General features: G+C 42.4%; 16 protein-coding genes. 8 read left to right on the forward strand and 8 right to left on the reverse strand.

Annotated features, from left to right (window positions below; translation table 11 throughout):
- Nucleotides 1-173: 173 nt before the first annotated feature.
- Entirely contained in the window at nucleotides 174-1,529 is a 1,356-nt protein-coding gene (locus AC19MV_RS12680; protein WP_498307983.1) for an isochorismate synthase, read from the reverse strand.
- Nucleotides 1,530-1,938: 409 nt separating this feature from the next.
- Between AC19MV_RS12680 and AC19MV_RS12685 the strand changes: the two genes are divergently transcribed.
- Entirely contained in the window at nucleotides 1,939-3,132 is a 1,194-nt protein-coding gene (locus AC19MV_RS12685) for a cyclic di-GMP phosphodiesterase (RefSeq protein ID WP_498307985.1), read from the forward strand.
- Nucleotides 3,133-3,190: 58 nt separating this feature from the next.
- On the opposite strand, the gene AC19MV_RS12690 is transcribed toward AC19MV_RS12685, so the two are convergent.
- Genes AC19MV_RS12690 through AC19MV_RS12705 form a run of 4 tightly spaced genes read right to left on the reverse strand, consistent with a single transcriptional unit; the run spans nucleotide 3,191 to nucleotide 7,458 of the window.
- The gene (locus tag AC19MV_RS12690; protein ID WP_498298446.1) at nucleotides 3,191-3,622 is read right to left on the reverse strand and encodes a group I truncated hemoglobin; all 432 of its coding nucleotides are present in this window, start codon (nucleotides 3,620-3,622) and stop codon (nucleotides 3,191-3,193) included.
- Nucleotides 3,622-4,464, reverse strand: a complete 843-nt coding sequence (locus tag AC19MV_RS12695; RefSeq protein ID WP_498307986.1) for a DUF3034 family protein — start codon at nucleotides 4,462-4,464, stop codon at nucleotides 3,622-3,624. Before AC19MV_RS12695 ends, AC19MV_RS12690 begins: the two co-directional genes overlap by 1 nt.
- Nucleotides 4,464-6,791, reverse strand: coding sequence for a putative bifunctional diguanylate cyclase/phosphodiesterase (locus AC19MV_RS12700; RefSeq protein ID WP_498307987.1), 2,328 nt, complete (start codon nucleotides 6,789-6,791; stop codon nucleotides 4,464-4,466). The genes AC19MV_RS12695 and AC19MV_RS12700 overlap by 1 nt, the downstream gene beginning before the upstream one ends.
- Nucleotides 6,781-7,458 carry a methylamine utilization protein gene (locus AC19MV_RS12705; protein WP_498307989.1) on the reverse strand — a complete coding sequence of 226 codons (678 nt, stop codon included), beginning with the start codon at nucleotides 7,456-7,458 and terminating at the stop codon, nucleotides 6,781-6,783. Before AC19MV_RS12705 ends, AC19MV_RS12700 begins: the two co-directional genes overlap by 11 nt.
- A 353-nt stretch (nucleotides 7,459-7,811) precedes the next feature.
- Between AC19MV_RS12705 and AC19MV_RS12710 the strand changes: the two genes are divergently transcribed.
- Together AC19MV_RS12710 and ccoG are read left to right on the forward strand one after the other, a co-directional pair.
- Nucleotides 7,812-9,254, forward strand: coding sequence for a sigma-54 interaction domain-containing protein (locus tag AC19MV_RS12710; RefSeq protein WP_432402329.1), 1,443 nt, complete (start codon nucleotides 7,812-7,814; stop codon nucleotides 9,252-9,254).
- Nucleotides 9,255-9,485: 231 nt separating this feature from the next.
- The gene (gene ccoG, locus AC19MV_RS12715) at nucleotides 9,486-10,943 is read left to right on the forward strand and encodes a cytochrome c oxidase accessory protein CcoG (protein ID WP_498307991.1); all 1,458 of its coding nucleotides are present in this window, start codon (nucleotides 9,486-9,488) and stop codon (nucleotides 10,941-10,943) included.
- A 158-nt stretch (nucleotides 10,944-11,101) separates the two neighbouring features.
- Here the strand turns inward: ccoG and AC19MV_RS12720 are convergent, their stop codons facing one another.
- Nucleotides 11,102-11,620, reverse strand: a complete 519-nt coding sequence (locus AC19MV_RS12720; protein ID WP_498307993.1) for an aldolase/citrate lyase/malate synthase family protein — start codon at nucleotides 11,618-11,620, stop codon at nucleotides 11,102-11,104.
- Between the two features lie 147 nt (nucleotides 11,621-11,767).
- Between AC19MV_RS12720 and AC19MV_RS12725 the strand changes: the two genes are divergently transcribed.
- Entirely contained in the window at nucleotides 11,768-13,297 is a 1,530-nt protein-coding gene (locus AC19MV_RS12725; protein ID WP_498307994.1) for a DUF3612 domain-containing protein, read from the forward strand.
- Between the two features lies 1 nt (nucleotide 13,298).
- On the opposite strand, the gene AC19MV_RS12730 is transcribed toward AC19MV_RS12725, so the two are convergent.
- Together AC19MV_RS12730 and AC19MV_RS12735 are read right to left on the reverse strand one after the other, a co-directional pair.
- Nucleotides 13,299-13,931 (reverse strand): type 1 glutamine amidotransferase, encoded by a 633-nt coding sequence (locus tag AC19MV_RS12730; RefSeq protein WP_498307996.1) that lies wholly within the window; start codon nucleotides 13,929-13,931, stop codon nucleotides 13,299-13,301.
- Nucleotides 13,928-14,746 carry a hypothetical protein gene (locus AC19MV_RS12735; protein ID WP_498307998.1) on the reverse strand — a complete coding sequence of 273 codons (819 nt, stop codon included), beginning with the start codon at nucleotides 14,744-14,746 and terminating at the stop codon, nucleotides 13,928-13,930. Before AC19MV_RS12735 ends, AC19MV_RS12730 begins: the two co-directional genes overlap by 4 nt.
- Before the next feature lie 304 nt (nucleotides 14,747-15,050).
- Between AC19MV_RS12735 and ardA the strand changes: the two genes are divergently transcribed.
- From ardA to AC19MV_RS12755, 4 genes are all read left to right on the forward strand, one after another.
- Complete coding sequence (ardA, locus tag AC19MV_RS12740) at nucleotides 15,051-16,571, forward strand: acrylate reductase flavoprotein subunit ArdA (protein ID WP_498307999.1); 1,521 nt, start codon at nucleotides 15,051-15,053, stop codon at nucleotides 16,569-16,571.
- Nucleotides 16,572-16,599: 28 nt separating this feature from the next.
- On the forward strand, nucleotides 16,600-16,953 hold the full coding sequence (ardB, locus tag AC19MV_RS12745) for an acrylate reductase cytochrome subunit ArdB (protein WP_498298432.1): 354 nt from the start codon (nucleotides 16,600-16,602) through the stop codon (nucleotides 16,951-16,953).
- Nucleotides 16,954-17,247: 294 nt separating this feature from the next.
- A complete protein-coding gene (gene dddY / locus AC19MV_RS12750) occupies nucleotides 17,248-18,492 on the forward strand; it encodes a dimethylsulfoniopropionate lyase DddY (protein ID WP_432402341.1) in 1,245 nt (414 codons plus the stop codon).
- Between the two features lie 48 nt (nucleotides 18,493-18,540).
- Nucleotides 18,541-18,819 (forward strand): hypothetical protein, encoded by a 279-nt coding sequence (locus AC19MV_RS12755; protein ID WP_498308001.1) that lies wholly within the window; start codon nucleotides 18,541-18,543, stop codon nucleotides 18,817-18,819.
- The last annotated feature ends 76 nt before the right edge of the window (nucleotides 18,820-18,895 follow it).

Raw genomic sequence — 18,895 nt, forward strand, 5'->3', positions numbered from 1 at the left:
CGACATATCGCTATAAAGCGGTTTCATAAATGACTACTACAGAGAATATTATCATTATGGTTGTGTTGCTACTTAGCGCTTTTTAGCCTGGTTAACTTAAGCGGAAAAAGGGCTGCAAACACGGGGGCGGGATAATAGCATGGGTAATATTCAAGCGAAAGATTTAAGCGCGGTTAAAAGTCGATTAAAATAGACAGCACAGTGGCTAATTTATTTTCTAATTCTTGCCATTCAGCCAACGGGTCTGAGCCTGCAACAATTCCTGCACCTGCAAATAAATTGATTCTGCGCGGCTCAATTAATGCGCTACGGATTGCCACCGAAAATTCAGATTCGTTACGATTAAAATAGCCACAAGCACCAGCGTACCAGCCTCTGACATATCCCTCTCGTTGACGAATAAAGCTCAATGCTGCTTCACGCGGTAATCCTCCAACCGCAGGCGTAGGGTGTAATGCGCGCAATAATTCAAAGTCACTGACGCCGGGTTGTAATTGAGCCCTAATGGAGCGATGTAAGTGCTGAATATGATTTAATTTAAAAATTTTAGGGTGTTCATCAGCCCCAAGGTATTGGCTTAGTGGTGTTAACACATCGACAATATGTTGTCTTACTAGCTGATTTTCATGGCTGTTTTTAATATCATCTAATAAAGCTTGCGCCAGCAGATTGTCTTCATCTGGGTTAAGCCCACGCACAGTCGTACCTGCCAATGCTTCGGTAAATAGCTCTTGTTGGCGGCGCAAATATAAACGCTCAGGCGAACATGAAATAAAGGCTCGTTGCGGACTAAATTGAAAACCAAACTGAAAACTGTTGGGGTTTCTGCCTTGCCAACATGCTAATACTGTCCACGGATCGATATCATCACTGACATCAATTTGAGTATGCCGTGACAACACGACTTTAGGCGTGGTGCGATTAAACTTTTTTTGAGTGACTTGCTCAACGAGCTCTTTCCAGCGTTCATAACGGGGTAAATCACTGCGCCCCATTAAAGTCATTTTGTGCGGCGGCGGCAAAGGCTGCGGTTTATTCACTTGTGCAATGGCAGTCAATGCAGCTTGTATTTCTTGTTGAGCGTCGGTTCCCTCAAAATTGAGATTAACCAGTATTCTGAGTGTATTGCCGGTTCGGCGTAATTCAATTCTGGGCAACACAAAATGCGCGCGGCCAAACTCAGGCCAACTTTCTACTGTGCGGTCAAAGGCAAGGCCACCATAATAGCGAATGTCTTGCTGATTGGTTTTATTACGTTGTTGCTGATAAATCTGTGCCAAGACATTGTCGTCGACTTGGTCTTCAAAAAAGAAGCTTTTACAGGCACCAATCGCAGCGACATCTTCATCTCGATCTCTACCGTGCCAATAAATTTTCGGGAATTGATTTTGAGCAGCTAACCAGGATAGTAAGGGCAATGCTGGAGCATCTACCGACAATTGGATAATAGATTCACGCGCAGGCACTTTACTCAGCTGGTTAAGCTTAGTAATCAGTTCATTAAATTGTGATGAAAAGGAGTGGCCCAAAAAGAAATACCTCACGTATAAACACTACAGAGTTAAGGTAATAAAGCGATTAAACACTGTCAATTAGCAAGGTTAAATCGTGTGATCTGAATTACTAATATAATCATTTAGACAGTTTGAAAGCGGCATATTATGTTATGCAGCTATGAAAAACACTTACCTAACTTTGTAAGCGCTTACTATTAACGAGGTGGTGATAACTGGTTTGTTAAAATCGACAGCTAACAACTAACATAAGAATTGTTTATTTCGATGAGTCATGTATAAACATAAGTCACAATAATACCGTGACCAAAAGGCTACACTGACTAAAATCGATAGAATAATGGTGTAAAGTAGTTCAAAATAGTAGCGTTCAATCTATGAGCTAAGTCTCATTATTAAGTTTTTCTTCCCGGAGTACATGTACATGGGTGATTCAGTTGAATCAAGCAATGTCATTAAGATCCCTGTTGATAGACTTGCCCTTGGCATGTTTGTTACCGCTATCGATCGTCAACAAAGCAAAGTCGATATTCGCAATCCTGGTCAAATAAAACATCGTGACGCAATTGTTAAGCTCAAAAAGAACAATATTGCAGTGGTGTGGGTCGATGTTGATCGCTCGTCAGACACCTGCGGATTAAAAAAAGGTGACCGCGCTAACGCACCCTCTAATCCATTGGCACGTAAAGCAACGGTGACTCGCGATGGCCAGCAGGCACAAGCTAAAAAGTTACTTGCCGAAGCCAAAGGTTTGATCAAAAAAGTGATGTCGGAAACTTTCGAGGGTAAACCTATCGAAGTGGGTCAATTTGAAGACGTTGCCGACAAAATGATTGAGTCGGTGATGGACGATGCCGACGCGTTTAAATGTATCTCAGCATTACGCACTAAAGATGCCTACCTGCTTGAACACTCAATTAACGTCGCATTCTTACTGGTTACTTTTGGCAAGCACCTAGGGCTTGAGCGTGAATTGCTTAAGCAAATGGCTGTGGGCGGTATTTTACATGATATCGGCAAAATCAAAGTCGATAATGAAGTGTTACATAAACCTGGAAGGCTAACTCCGGAAGAGTTTGAGCACATGAAGTTGCATCAAGTGTATGCCGCTGAAATTATGCGCGAGACCGAAGGATTGTCGCAAGTGAGTAAAGATGTGTGCTTAATGCATCATGAAAAGCTTGACGGCAAAGGCTATCCTCATGGACTCACCGAAGACCAAATTCCTCAACATGGTCGCATGAGCTGTATTGTTGATATTTTCGATGCGCTAACCGCAACTCGCTGTTACAAAGAAGCCATGAGTCCGGCGGCAGCATTTAAAATTTTGCTCAGTTTGACGCCGTTTCATTTAGACCAAAAACTGGTTTATGAGTTTATCCGCTGTGTGGGTATTTACCCAGTGGGTTCGCTTGTGCAACTGTCTGATGAACGTGTGGGTATTGTATGGGACTCAAAAGGACGTGATGCTTTACATCCTATTGTAAAATGCTTTTATTCGTTAAAGCATAAACGCTATACAGAAGTGACGATGGTTGATTTACATAAAACAGAGCTGAATATCGAACGTGGTATATCACCAGGGACGCTAGAAATCGACCCAACGCCATTTTATTAAGGCAAAATGACATCGCAGTCAGTGAGTGCTGCGATGGATAACTTCTTTGACGGCCTATTTAATGATAGGTAATGTCTTGATACATAGGGGCGAGCTTAGCCAGTAACGCATTACGTGTACCAATAGACACATTTTGTTGTGTTAATGCGTTAATCAAATGACCGACAACGGCATCAAAATCTGCCTGACTAATATGCAAGCCAATATGCGCATCAAACATAGATGCTCCTTGATACTCACAGCCTCCACCACTGACAACACATAAATGCTCAATTAAACGTTGGCGAAATATCTCAATGTCAGTTTGAGCAAAGTGATGCACTATGCGTTTATCTTGTGACAGGTTTACCAAAAAATCATCAGTAATTAGGCTAATGCCAGCATTACCGCCCAACTGTTGATACAAGGTTGTCGGTTGATTAGCGCAGCCTGAACCGACTAGCAGTAAGCCAACGAATAAGCTGATGAAATAGTGCTTAGCAGTGAGCATTACAATGTCCCCTCAATCGATAAATACCAGCCTTTTTGTTGCTTAAACCCCGCAATACTACCCAAGTCGACATATGCACCTACAAGAGACATATGTTTATTGATAAACCAGGCAGCAAAGATATCCTGCCAGTCATCTTCCTTGGCAAAGCCGAGTTGATTAGGTTTTTGTTTGTATTCATAACCCACAGCAAAGCTGTCGGTTAACAGTAACGCAATAGAAGCTTCTGCTTGCAGGTGATAATTGTTGTTTGTCGCGGTGCCAAAACCCAGTAATCCAGTTTGATTAGCCTTGGTGGCTCTGAGGGTTAAATTTGTTACTAGGTTGCGACCGGCAATGGCATCAAAATACACTTTACTGGCCGCAAGATAGACATCTAGCCCCCAATCACTTCGTGATCCCACCGCTTGTGGAATGGCAAAGTCATCAACGCGTTTGTATTGCATGCCTACGCTTATTTGCGGCAGATTACTGTAAAGTAATTCGCCTGCAAGTTTGTATTTAACGCCAACAATATCTTGGCCAAGCTTGCCGCCCATAGTGTCGAGATCGAAAGTCTGTTTAGCTAAACTTAACTCGAATCGATTATTGATACTCAGCGATGCCCCAACGGCATGTAAAGTAAAATCATCAACTGAAACCTGGGTATTCATTGCGGTTACTGACCATTGGTCTGAGCTGGCATAACCATTTATGACTGCCCATGGCACAATTCCGCCGCCCGCCGTACCTTCAATGGTGGTGGCACCACCAGTGGCAATCACTTTGCTCGTATCGGCATGTGCTGGTAGGCTTATACCCGCCACAATATATAGGCTGATGATGAATATATTTCGAAACATTAACTCACCGTATCTTTGAGTTTAGCGGCCAGATCGGCCTGATTAAATTGGCTAAACCATATTGCAAAATCATCCGCTTTAAGCGGTTTTGAATACACATAACCTTGCACTATATCGCAATCGAGTCGACGTAAAATGTCGATACCTTCTGTTGACTCAACCCCTTCAGCAACCACAGACAAATTAAGCCCTTTAATGAGCCGAATACTGGTGTCGACAATCATTAAATCTGTGGCATCTGTATGAATATCTTTAATAAAGCTGCGATCAATTTTCACTTCATTTACGGGTAACAGCTTTAAATAGGCCAGTGACGAATGCCCGGTACCAAAGTCATCAATGGCGATGGCGATGCCAATACCTTTAAATTGCTGCAATACCGCGATAACCGTTTGAGCGTCCTTCATCACCGCACCTTCGGTAACCTCTATTGACAGTGCTTCAATCGGTAAATCATGATCAGCTAACAGCTGTTTAATATCTTGAGGCAGTTGGGCATTAGTGAGATCGTGAGCCGATAAGTTAATCGCAACTTTTAGCTCAATTCCCTGAGCTTTCCATTGGGCTAATTGTTTCACTGTGGCGTTAAGCACCCAGTCACTGATCATCGAAATATTGCCCGAGTTTTCAGCTAAACGAATAAATTCATCTGGGGGAATAAACCCGAGTTGCGGATGCTGCCAACGAATTAATGTCTCGGCGCTATTGCAGCGATTGTTGTGAATATCCACTTTAGGTTGAAACACCAAATGCAGCTGCCCCTGACTAATGGCAATCGGTAAATCGCGAATAATCATTAACTCGCGCAGATAACGCTCATCCTCGCCTTGCAAATAAGTGGCAATGGCTAACGATTCAATACGGGCTTGATTTAATGCAATTTCTGCGTGGCGAATTAACTTGTCGATATCATTGTGGTCATAGTCATCACTCAACTCAACCAGCCCAACACGCACATTCACGCTGATTTTAGAGCCTTCAATATCATAAGGCTTAGTCAGTTGCTGTAAATAAATATCGAGTTGTTCACGGCTAATAACGGGTTGAAATAACAATAAAAATGAGTCGCCATCTAAACGGGATATTAATGCAGCCGTTGGCGATAAGCTTTCTAAGCGACTGGCAAACAGCATGAGTAAATTGTCGGCATTCGCAAAGCCGATAATATTATTTAAATGTCGAAAGTTTTTAATGTCTATCATCGCGATGCAGCCATGCATTTGCATTAAAAGTTGGCCGAGTTGTTGTTTCGCCGCAACACGGTTATACAAACCGGTTAAGTTGTCATGTTGTGATTGGTAGACTAAATCGTGTTCGCGCGACTCAATATTCTCCCGCATTACCGACAAGGTATTGGCTAACACTTGCAGTTCCGCTGGCGCACCCATAATGGGTTGCGGATTTTCACCTTGACCGACTTTACGGGCAAAGTTAACCAGGGCGTAAATAGGCTGGGTGAGCCCGCCTGCAAACCAGGCGGCTATTAAGAATGCCAATAAACAGGTGATTGCAAATATCACCAGCATATTGTTACGCAGCGCATCGTAACTTTGTTGCCATTTTTCATTTGACTGGTGTAACACCGCCCATTGGTGGCCACTGTTTTTATCAAGGGCAATCGTAGTGGATAAATACTCGCTGACAACCGTGTCGCTAAAGTTATCCACGTTTTGTGCTATTTGGGTGATGTTTGCCAACACTTGTTGCTGTAAACCTTCGGGCAACGTTGACACGATATCGACTCTACCTGACTGGTTAATAAAGCTAATATCAATGCCAGTAATGGTCTTGGCTTGGTCAGCTACCGCTTTATCCATGGTAAACCCCATGCCCACCCAAGCAATTAATGTGGGTGCTTTTACGGGTTGTAACACAAATTGGTAGCTACTGTGGTCAACATTAAAGATATCGAAACTGGTTGAACGATTTTGGGTTAAAGCAAATAGGTCATCGATATTTTCTGGCGTAAGCCCTAGCAAACTTGATGACAGTAATGTGCCTTTTGGCGACAATAATATGACCGCATTGGCGTTAATCCGTCGACCGTGATTAGCTAACACCGATGATATGGTGTCTTGCTCTCCCGTGGCGACAGCGCGTTTAAAGCCAAAGTCAGCACTCAATAATGACAAACTCTGACTGAGCTGGTCGCTTCGATTTGACAACATTTCAACAAAAATATTTGATCCAATATTGAGGTTTTGAGCTTGCTGTTGGCGGTAGTCTCGTTGCGTTGCGGTCAGCACAAACAGCGCTGTGGTTAACTGCATTAGCGTTAATATGAGTAAAAAAGCAATAATCAGCCGGCTACGGAAACTATTTGGCATGTTGTCCTACGTGTGAACTTGCATTGAGGTTAACACCAAATCCGCCAGGCGGTGAAGAAGGCTTATCTTGTCTATCAACATCCAATGTTAATGTGACAGCATCAATCTCTTTATTAATCATCATTGTCGTCGGGGCCGTTTCTGCTTGTTGCCAAGGGTGCCAAAGCGTCACGCTATATTCGCCAGCCGGTAAATCGGTAATGTTGGCCAATCCCTTGTCATCGCTTGACGCAAAATAAGGGCTTTTTGCTACATAAATAAAGGCTTGCATATAGTCGTGAATATTACAGCCAATGGCCACTAAACCTGGCTGATCAAATAAAATTGGCGACTCAGTTTTGCCAACATACAGCTTTAATTCAAATTGCTTGGCTTCAGAAAAAGAATAAACATGATGGCGAGTGCGGTCTAAGTTAGGGAAATCGACTTGAGCACCTTGAGGTACAGCAAGTACAAACGGTGAAAAAATACGATCTTGTTGGCGCATTTCATAATGCTGCGGCGTTGTGGGTGGTAACTCTGTTGCCGTGATGGGGGTTAATTCTACAACGGCATCACCTAATGCGACGCCCTGATTATCGGTGATGGTTACCGTTAAAGAGGCAGCACTTAGCGAGGAACACACTAAATAAGATAAACACAATAAACAGTAAGTGAGTCGAGTCATTGGTCTTTATTCGCCTTCTTGGTATGCATGTAACATAAAAGTTAACCCGGTAAGCATTGTCCATCATAACCCACAACATTGATAAATACGTCATCCCTATCAGGGTTAGGGACGCTTATTTCGGACGATACTCATTAATCACATAAATGTTTGTAACCGATTGATTATAATTAACACTATAACAATAAAGACCGTGTTTCTATCAGTTTAGCTTATATATCGAAAAGGTCGTGCGTAATGGTTAAGTAAATTGAGTGCTAAAGGCATAAATCTCATACAGAGGTGAGTATTAAGTCGCGATATTTCGTGACTTGGTTATACTGGTACCATGATTTGTAACAGATGTGGCGAAAATGGCTCATTCAGATACCGATTTAATCGTAACAGCTAACCATTTTTTACCTGAAAACACCTTATTGTTGAATGCCATGACCGAAGGCGTATACGGTTTTGACTTAGACGGAAATGCGGTATTTATTAACCCCGCCGCTGAACAAATGACTGGCTGGAAAAATGAAGAGTTGATCGGCAAAAATATCCACGATTGTCATCATCACAGCCATGCTGATGGGACTCATTATCCGCAGCACGATTGCCCCATTTATCGCACCTTGCATGACGCGATACCGCGGCAAGTTTCTGATGATGTTTTTTGGCGTAAAGACGGCAGCAGCTTTCCGGTGTATTACAGCTCAACGCCAGTTTATCATCAACACAAACTCGTGGGCGTTATCGCGATATTTCGTGACGTTAGTATGCAAAAGCATACAGAACATTCCCTTAGGCAAGCGTTAGCGCAAGTGCAGGCATTGTCTGAACGCCTCGCATCAGAAAACCAATATTTATTGACTGAACTGCAAGGCCAACAAGGTGCGCTTGGGTTGTCAGGCAACAGCCAACCGATTAAACAGTTAGTGCAACAGATTAACCTCGTGGCCAATACTGACAGTACCGTTTTGATTTGCGGTGAAAATGGCACAGGTAAAGAATTAGTTGCCCGTAGTTTGCATCGCTTGAGTCATCGAAAAGATCAGCCCATGGTGAGCGTCAACTGTGCGGCTTTTTCCAGTGCATTATTAGAAAGCGAGCTGTTCGGCCATGAAAAAGGCGCATTTACCGGTGCAACAGCAAGACGTAAAGGTCGGTTTGAGTTAGCGCACAATGGCACATTATTTTTAGATGAGATTGCTGAGCTGAGTTTGTCTGCCCAATCAAAGCTATTACGCGTTATTCAAGAGCACAGTTTTGAGCGGGTAGGCAGCAGCGACACCATTAGCGTAAACATCCGTTTAATTGCCGCGACTCACCATGATTTAGCAGCCCGAGTTGAGCAGGGGTTGTTTCGAATGGATTTATATTATCGCTTAAATGTATTTCCAATCACCGTACCGCCGCTACGAGATCGCCGTGAAGATATTCCACAATTGGTGAGCGATTTAGCTGCGTCATTGGGTAAAAAATTAGGCAAAAAAATCACTAAAGTCAGTACCAAAGGATTAAAAAACTTACAACAGTACAGCTGGCCCGGTAATGTACGAGAACTGCAAAACTTGATTGAGCGAGAAATTATTTTATCGCCTAACGGCCAATTGTCATTTAATACCTTACCCGCAGTTGTGGCGTCACCGCTAGCGACCAGCACTTTAACGATGGCCCAAGCAGAAGCGGCTCACATTGTTGCGGTGTTAAATGCTACCCATTGGCGTATTTCAGGGCCTCAAGGCGCTGCAGCCATGCTCGATATGCCTGCTAGCACATTACGTTCGCGCATGAAAAAACTCGCCATCACACGCTAAGTGATTCACTTATTATCCAGCAACTATTTACATCTATCTCACTCATTATCTCAATAACGCGTTCTTTAATTTTTACAGCGAGTCGCGATATATCGCCATTTACGTGTTATATCGTGACTCGTTGCGAGCGGGGTTTATTTAAAAATAATTTAAATCATATGGTTATGTTTAATTTGTAGTTGGCGCAGTCTTTGCTATAGCAAGGCAGTATCGTGTTATAGGAAACCAGTTATGCCCAACTCATCAAATCACACCGCGCCAGTGGCCGAGCCGAGTGCCAACATCCGCACGTCGCAACGTATTCCGGTGGTTCAAATTGCCACACCGTCGACTAAAATTCATGTGCGTGAGCAAAAGGGAATATTTCAACGATTACGTCAGTACAGTAATACCCTATTAATCGCGGTATTTTTTCTGCTGCCATTTATTAATTACCAGGGGCGCCAAGCGATTCTGTTTGATGTTACTGAGCAACAATTCTTTTTCTTTAATCTCACCTTATGGCCACAAGACTTTACCGTATTAGCATGGTTTTTTATGGCGGCCGCCTTTGCGCTGTTTTTTGTGACCGTGTATTGGGGCCGAGTATGGTGCGGTTTTTTGTGTCCGCAAACCGCTTGGACATTTATTTACATGTGGGTTGAAGCAAAAGTTGAGGGTAACCATCATCACCGGGCAGCGTTAGACAAAGCGCCGTGGTCGTTAAGTAAATTGCGTAAACGTGTCACTAAGCATGCGCTGTGGATAGTGTTTGCGTTGCTTACGGGCTGCGGATTTATCAGTTATTTTATGCCTGCGCGTGAACTGTACATTGATATATTTAGTGCAAGCAGTGGTTTTTGGACCGGTACGTGGGTGTGGTTTTTTGCTATTTGTACTTATTTAAACGCCGGTTGGATGCGTGAAATGATGTGCCTGCATTGTTGTCCGTATTCACGTTTTCAGGCGGTGATGTTTGATGCAAATACCAAAACGGTAAGTTACGATGCTGCGCGTGGCGAGTCTAGAGGGCCGCGTAAACGCTCACAAAAAACAGATTTAGGTGACTGTGTTGACTGCAATTTATGCGTTGATGTGTGTCCAACAGGCATTGATATTCGTAACGGCTTACAATACGAATGCATTAACTGTGGGGCCTGTGTTGATGCGTGCAATCAAACCATGGACAAATTTGGTTATGCACCCAATTTAATCAGCTTTACTAGCGAAAACGTGTTGAAAGGCCAACCCAAAGCCAGTTTGTTTTCGTTAAAAGCTTTAGGGTATGCCAGTGCTTTACTGATTATGATTGGGTTAATTATTATCGATTTAAGTCAATTGAGCGATATTCAGCTTAATGTGATTCGCGACCGTCAAACCTTGTACCGTGAAGTGGGTATCGATACTGTCGAAAACAGTTATCAACTTAAAATTCGCAATAAAACCCAGCAAGCTGCGGTTTATAAGATTACGGTGCTCAGTGATAAAGCGCCAACGTTTACCATAGTGACCGATACCGTGGTGCAGATAAAACCCGGTGAGCAATTAGATTACCCCATTACGGTTAGCGCTCGTCGCAATGAGCGAATCGATGATGCGAGTCAGCAAACACTGCAATTTAGTGTGAGCCAAGTTTACAGTGCGGTAAATCCAACACCAGTAGAGCCTGAAAATCACGTGGCGCAGCAATCACGCTTTTTTTGGCCGTAATCACCAGGTTATTAATGTTCGACTAACACCATAACAAAAAGGCTTCTCACATTGATTAAATGGGAGAAGCCTTTTTTGTTTAATGGCCGCAATTTTATTGTCACTATTTACTGTGTTAAATATCTATTGCTACCACAATGCATCGTTTCGAGTATGTATTAACGCTGATGTAGTGCGTAATCGCTACCGTCTTTAGCGGTAAATACCTTGCAGTTGCCTTCTGTAGGCTGACAGCTAGTGTGTAATAAGCTGATCCACTGCTTGTAAGGTGTTGGTAAGTTTTTAATTGGCATAGACACCTGAATATCTTCAATATTAGCGTCGTCATTAGCACCTAGCTTACCTAGGCGGTCAAAACAAATTTCAACATGGGTATCGTTGTTTTTTAATACCACAGAAGTCGGTTCATTTTTGTGACCCGTTAACGCCACAAATTGACATGGATTTTGTAAGCCACACTGGGTGCCATCTTTTAAGAAAGCCAGTAAGTGATTGTAGTAAACCACATAACTAGACACATCTTGATGTGAGCCATCGGCTAATGGGAATTGCGCATCCAAAAATTCTTTCGCATTTGTGCTGCGGTCATTTTGATTAGTGGTCGCCACAAATTGCTCACCAATGAAGCGGTTAAGGTTTTGGGTGGCTGTAGAGCTTGCTTGAGTAGACATATTCATCGCCTTATTCCTCTTCGTATTGTTGTAGGTCACAGAACCATTTTAATTATTGTTTATCATTAAGCCTTGTTCGCAGCTTGATTTTTAGTCTATGCTATTTTTACAAACAATTTCACAATAAAAATTTTACAGTGTGAATTATACAAAATGAGAAATGAAAAAAGCTTAATGCGAAAGACCCATTTTTTGGGCACAAAGATAAGAAACTTGCGTAAACGCAACAACTTAACAATGGAAGACTTGTCGGCACGTTGTGTACGTGTTGACTCGAGCAATTCGCCATCTGTGTCATATTTGTCGATGATTGAACGCGGAAAACGGGTTCCTAGTGCAGATATGTTGGCGGTGATTGCGGTTGTTTTCCAAAAAGAAGTGGGTTGGTTTCTCGATGACGTGCCCGAAGATGAAGCTATTACGCCCGAAAAAGGTAACAAAGGTGGCATCAGTGGCATGCCTCTGGAGCCAAGTTTTTTATTTTCTAATGACATTCTGCAAATTGCCATTCCTGAAATGCTGTCGCAAACCGGCACCAGTGGTCGTCAATTTGCGCATTTGCTGATCCGCGCACACCAGGAGCATCATCAAAATCACTTTCCAGATTTAGAGCGTGCCGCCGAAGAAGTGGGCTTAAAACGCATGCCGTTGGCCACCGAAGATATTATCGATATCGCCAAAGGTATGGGGTTAAAAATCAAGTGGATTGACCGGGCTCCGAAAGAAGTTATCAATGAAATGGGGTTGAGTTCTAAGCAATTAGTCACCTCGTTTTTTGAACCGCCAGGCACTATTTATATCAGTAACGTGTTGAAAAATAGACCCAGTAGATTGAGGTATGATTTGGCGGTGCACATCGGCCATTGCGTGTTGCACAATAAAGACGGCTTAAAGAGTGTGATGATGTCGGGCCGCCGTGATGACTTTGACGATGCACTCGTGCCTCAGTCAAATACCTTAAACGCGCAAGATATTTTGCACGCGTGGCGTGATTTTGAATCAAGCTTTTTTGCCGGCGCGTTATTGTGTCCTAAAGTGCCGTATCGACAATTACTTGACCGTCACGGCTATGAAATTAGCGTGCATAAACAATTGCAAGTGTCAGCCTCAGTGGCCATGCGCCGCATGACCGTGGTATCGCCTTACCCGCACTGGCATTACTTTGATGCTTATGCACCTGGTAAGCTTAAAGCGGTGTATCGAGGCAATGGTATTCCACTGCCGTGGGGCAATATGCGCCTAGTGGAAGATCCGTGTCAGCACTGGGCTGTATTTAGAATGATCAGCGAACCGGTTGAAGGCACATCGGCGCAAATATCGATTTTAAATGTTGGCAATGAACCGCGAATTTACTGTTGTGAGTCGATCAAGGTCGATGACTCGGCTGGTAACCCACATGTGCTGTGTGCCGGTATCGATTTAAATCCAGCAATTGAGGCGCAAGGCAAGGACGCGCAATCTATTGCCAACGATTTAAAACAAGCTTGCGCTGGTAACGGTGGCTCAATTGTTATTCCTAAACACATTAAAAAAGACCTCACCAGCGTGGCGAAAATCCTCAATATTAATTGGATTGAACGCGGGATTAAAAGCGAAGCGCGCTTAATTTGCTCTCGTGGCGCAGTATGTCCTCGCCAACCAAGCTGTTATGCCGCAGGGCGTAATTTGTGTGAAGATAATTAATTCACACAAATTGCGCATCAAGTAGCTCAAATAAAAATTGGTCAAGTTGGGTTTGATGTTGTTGAGTGTGTGGCCCTGTGGTTATTGGGCATTCATCAGCAAAAAACTCAGTTAGCTGCTCTATTTGTTTAGCATCCCATTCAGGATGAAATTGCAAACCAATGGCATGCTGATGGCGGTACATTTGTACCGGACATTGTTCACTTGAGGCCAATACTGCAATATGCTGCGGCAAGGTGATGGCTTGTTCATGCCATTGCGGAACCGTTAATACGCTGCCGTCATTAAAGCGAATATCTTGCCAGCCTTGTTCTGGTGCTGGCATTTCAATGATCTGGCCGCCAAGTTGAGTCGCCAGTAATTGTGCCCCTAAGCATATGGCTAAAATCGGTCGTTGTAATACTAACGCTTGTGTAATCAATTCAGCTTCAGCTTGCATCCATAGCGGGTTATCAGCCACATTCATTGGCCCACCCAACACAATCAAACCATGAAAATTAGCTAGCGATTTTGGTAAATCCTCCGGTGCATAAAAGCATACCAGTTTGATGTTGTGATGTTGTGCCCATAATGCAATGCGCCCGACTCCTTCGGCGGGGTGATGCTGAAATACAGCGAGAGTGCATTGGCTCATTTTAACTCACCGAGTTCAAGGTAAATACGATGCACACTGGTGACATCAGGTAGCGCGGATGATAATTGCGCTTCAGTGTTAAATAAGTGCTGCTCTGCGGCGAGTGTTACCGTTTTAGGCAAAGAGGCGTTTACCTCATCAAGACGCACAATATGGTCAGCATCTGGGCGAGACGTCAGTGTGTTAACTAAAAACTGCACCTTGTCATTTGGCTGATAATTGAGGTTAAGGTAATGATTTTCAGCCTCTTTTGCTAAGCCACTTTCAAGTGGTAATGGATTAAATAATTCCATTTTATCGACATTGATTGTTTGCGCCTGCCACTGCATTTCACCACCGCGTTCAAAGTGTCCTTTAACCACATCTACCGTAAGTTGAGTGATGTTTTGTGGGTGCTGTGGAGCTAATAGTGATAAATCAAAAGTGGTAGGTACTATGGTCCAAACGGGGTCATTACTGTTAGCAGACGCGCGAATACCCTTAATGACTTCAGCCTGGATTTTTGGGTCCGCAAACGACAATTTATACACCACTTGCGCGTTATGCGGTTGATGGAACATAGGCAAGTGAGAGGCAAAAAGGCCGTATTGACTACCAAAGAGTAACATTCCATGTAAACCCATTTTTACCGGATGCTCTGCATGTTGGCTGTGATCTTGCTGCTCTGCTGCATGGCTATTTATGCTTAATAAGCTCAACGCAAATATTAAGTAAGGTATGAATTTAGACGCTTTTTTAATGAGAGATTGAGATTGGCCGATATCGCCAAGGTTCTTTAAAGATAACATCGCAGTGAATTTGGAATAAAGCAGCATGGTGGTGGCTCCTGTCTGAATATGAACAGATGGGGCCGTCCCCGGGTGAAGTCCTAAGTATTTATTTAGGTTGAGGTCGTCCTCAGGCAAATATGTTAACGATTTACAGCATAAAAAACCAGCCACACAGCTTGGACTGTATTCCAAAATAGCAATCAGTTAACAGTTTCTTGTAAAGTAATACCTACAATTGATTAGTTAACATTGAGCCTTCTTTTCACCAAACATTAACATTAGTTCCCATTTTGGAATTGATTCCATCGATATGATGAAGCGTCAATAATATAAAAAGGGGTGATAACCTATGAGCAATATAGATCTATTAGGGCGCCGTAAGTTTATTGCAGGTCTAGGTATTGCTGCTGGTGCAGCGATGGTAGCACCAGCAATGGCAGTGTCTGAAAAGGCTGACGGTGTTAAATGGGATAAAGAAGTCGAAATCGTTATTATTGGTTCTGGCTTTGCAGGTTTAGCAGCGGCAATTGAAGCGACTAAACATGGTGCAAAAGACGTCCATATATTTGAAAAGATGTCCTACTTTGGTGGTAACTCGGCGATTAACGGTGGCTTATTTGCAGCGCCTGGTACGCCAATGCAAAAGAAAGAAGGTGTAGAAGATTCGGTAGACCGAATGGTTAATGACCAATTGGCTTCAGGCCGTGGTATTGCCGATGAAGCTTTGTTGCGCCACGTTGCATCGCATGCAGTTGAAGCGTTACAAATGACCTTAGATGCGGGTTCTGAATACCATCCTTACTTACAACAGCTAGGTGGTCACTCGGTTGCACGTACTTACCAAACGTCAGTAAGCTGTGGCGCAGGTATCACTCAACCATTGTACAAAGAGTGTAAACGTATTGGTGTAAACACTCACAATCGTTCAAAATTTGAAGGCTTTTTAGTCGGCCAAAAGGGTGAAGTTGTCGGCGTTAAAATGCGCCAAAATTATCATTTCGGTGAAGACCAGCCAGGTAAAGTCTTAAATATTCGCGCCAAAAAAGGTGTGATTATGGCGACTGGTGGCTTTGCGCAAAACGTTAATCTACGTATGGCGCAAGACCCAACCCTAACAGCAGATGTTGGTTGTACCAACGCCCCAGGTGCAACAGGCGAGGGCATGTTCGAAATGTTCCGTTTAGGTGCTATTCCTGTGCATTTAGCTCATATTCAATCAGGTCCTTGGGCTTCACCTGATGAAGGTGGCTTTGGTTATGTGTCTAACTATTCCATTTTCAACATGCCTCATTCAATTGCGGTTAGCCGTACCACCGGTAAGCGTTTTATGAATGAAATTGCCGACCGTAAAATCCGTGCTGATGCTGAATTAAGTAACCGTGATGAGAAAGGTAATCCTGTACCGCCGATTTTGATCTCCAGCTTTAAAGATTCTAAAGCCCATCCAAATACCGAAAAAGTCATTAAGTACAATGTCGGTTGGAAATTTGAATCTGTAGAAGAGTTGGCTAAACACTTCAACGTGCCACTCAAAGCGTTAAAAGAGCAGATCGCAGAATATAACGGCTATGTTAATAGCGGTGTAGATAAGCAATTTGGTAAAGATATGACCTTGGCTAAAAACAAGATTATTGAAGCACCATTTACTGTTGTGCGTTTATGGCCAAAAGTACATTACTGCCAGGGTGGCGTAAAAGTGAATACTAAAGCCGAAGTCACAGATAGCTTGACTGATCAGTCTATTCCAGGACTTTATGCCGCTGGCGAAGTGTGTGGTGGTATTCATGGCGTTAGCCGTTTAGGCAGTTGTTCTATCCCAGAATGTATGGTGATGGGTATGACAGCCGCTCGCAGCATCATGAAAGTTTAATTAGACCAGTGAACAAGAGGAATCATTAATGAAAAACTTTAATATTATACTTGGGCTGGTACTACTTGGATTAACCAGTTTATCAGTACAGTCAGCAGAGATCCGTGACTACCATAAAGAGGTTATCGGTAAAGACTGTAAAGCCTGTCATGACAATGGCATTAAGCAGTTTCCATCTGATCAAGCCTGTTTGCAGTGTCATGATGTTGATGAGTTAGCTAAGAAAACCGCCAGAAGTGAAGAAGACAAGTGGCAAAATCCACATAACAACCTTCACTATGGTAAAGATGTTCCTTGCCAAGAGTGTCATAGCGAACATAAAACAAAAGAGCCATTATGCAGTAACTGTCATACGTTTAAGTTTGATAAACATAAAGGGTAAGTTAATTTAATCTTTATTAGCATTTAAAGCCGCATATTAATATGCGGCTTTATTTTTAATGCTAATTTATATTTATTATTTTAACGGTAGTCTTTATCTTGCTAAATAACTAAATAACTAAATAACTAAATAACTAAATAACTAAATAACTAAATAACTAAATAACTAACTAGATTTAATTGATCTTAGAGGTATGTGAGTTACTTGTTATTAATATGTACCAAGTTGGTTTTTGGAATTAATTCCACGAGTAAAATCCATTTTAATTACTAATAATAAAATGAGGTGGATGGTATGAAGTATAATATATTACTAGTGGCGATGTTGTTGTCTAGTTCTAGTATGGCAAATGAGTTACCTGCATTTTTAGATGCTAACGATATTAATGATGCAGAGTTTACTTGTTTAGGCGCCGAGCAAACTTATTCTAAAACTGATCAACAATATGTCGATATTCTGTGGAATGAAACACTGCAATATTTACAGTCTTACGCTGTAGCATTAACCAATAGTGAAAATGGTCCATGCTTAAATTCAGATCAAGCGATGTATGATTCTACCGAAGGTGGTAAGAATATGTGCATCATGGATCGCCGCGACATGAAGCTTCTTGTTAAAAACATTTACCAGGTGATTAATAATCCAAACAAAGCGAAAAAGTGTTTTGGTGCTCGCGAAGATGTTGATTGGATTTACAGTCCAGGTGGAGAGCTAGCGCAAAAGTCCCCCGTTGCCAAATGGCTTAAACGCACCACATTCGATACCTTCTTTGACACCAAAGTCACCAATAAAGATGTCCGTAAACTCGGTAAAGAATTTACCAAAAACTTTACCAAAATGGTTACGGGTAACGAAATTAAAATGCCTTCAGCATTTCCAACCGACATCAGTGCCAATACTTTACCTAACTTATGGGCTGCAGCGGGTTGGTTCCCAATGTATGCCGAAGAAAGTAAACGTAATGATAAAAATTACAACAATATACGTGGTGGTTATGCTTACGCCGAAATCTTTGGCCATTGGGGATTACTGCGCATTGACGAAATTAATAATCAAAAAGTGGGTGCCGAAATTGGCATGACAGTTCAGTCGGTAGATACGCTTTACCCTTATCATAACCATGCAATATCTGAAATTTATTACAATATGCGAGTACCTGCATGTGCTAATGAATTTAAAAGCTTTGCTGTTCGTGAAGACTCACCATTACTCACCACCGTAAAGCAAGACGACACAATGCGACAAGTACAGTTTGATGCTGGTCAACATAATGGCCACACTATGTGGCTTTCTGGCAGTGCAGATATGGATCCACTGATGTATTTTCATCAAAACACCATTCACGCATTTGAGGTAGATGGTAGCTGTGAAGCAAAACCTGAAGAGCGTGCAATTGTATCCGTTTGGGCCAGAAGTAATGCCGACGACAAACGTAATGACTACGGTACAACATTACTGTGTGAGTCAGCTAAAAATCCTGGTACTCCCGCACATAAAGATGAAGTTATTCAATGTGATTTAACCAAAATGAAATGGTAACGATCGTTTATATACATTAATACTAACAATTAAATTGGAATATATATAATGAAATTATTTAAACTTTCTTTATTATCAACTTTGGTGTCACTGTGTTTTGTTGCAAACTATTCAGTCGCACAAGATACTGATGATGGCATAAATGTATCAGGCACATTAAGAGCTAATTATTCATATAAAGAATACAGTGAAAGCGCTAAAGATAAGTCGGGAGACTTAACATTTGAAATGGCATCAATTAAATTTAATGGTAAATTAGATGATTGGGGTTTAGCACAGGGTAAGAGCATGAAAATTCACTTGCCAAAAATAACCTTTTCAAGGTAATTGGTGTTGCGATTAGCTTTCATTTGTTTTGCTCTTACTCCTTTCTTAAAGCTTGTCTCTGACTGAAGACGATTCA

The organism is Shewanella sp. MF05913, from assembly GCF_059758095.1.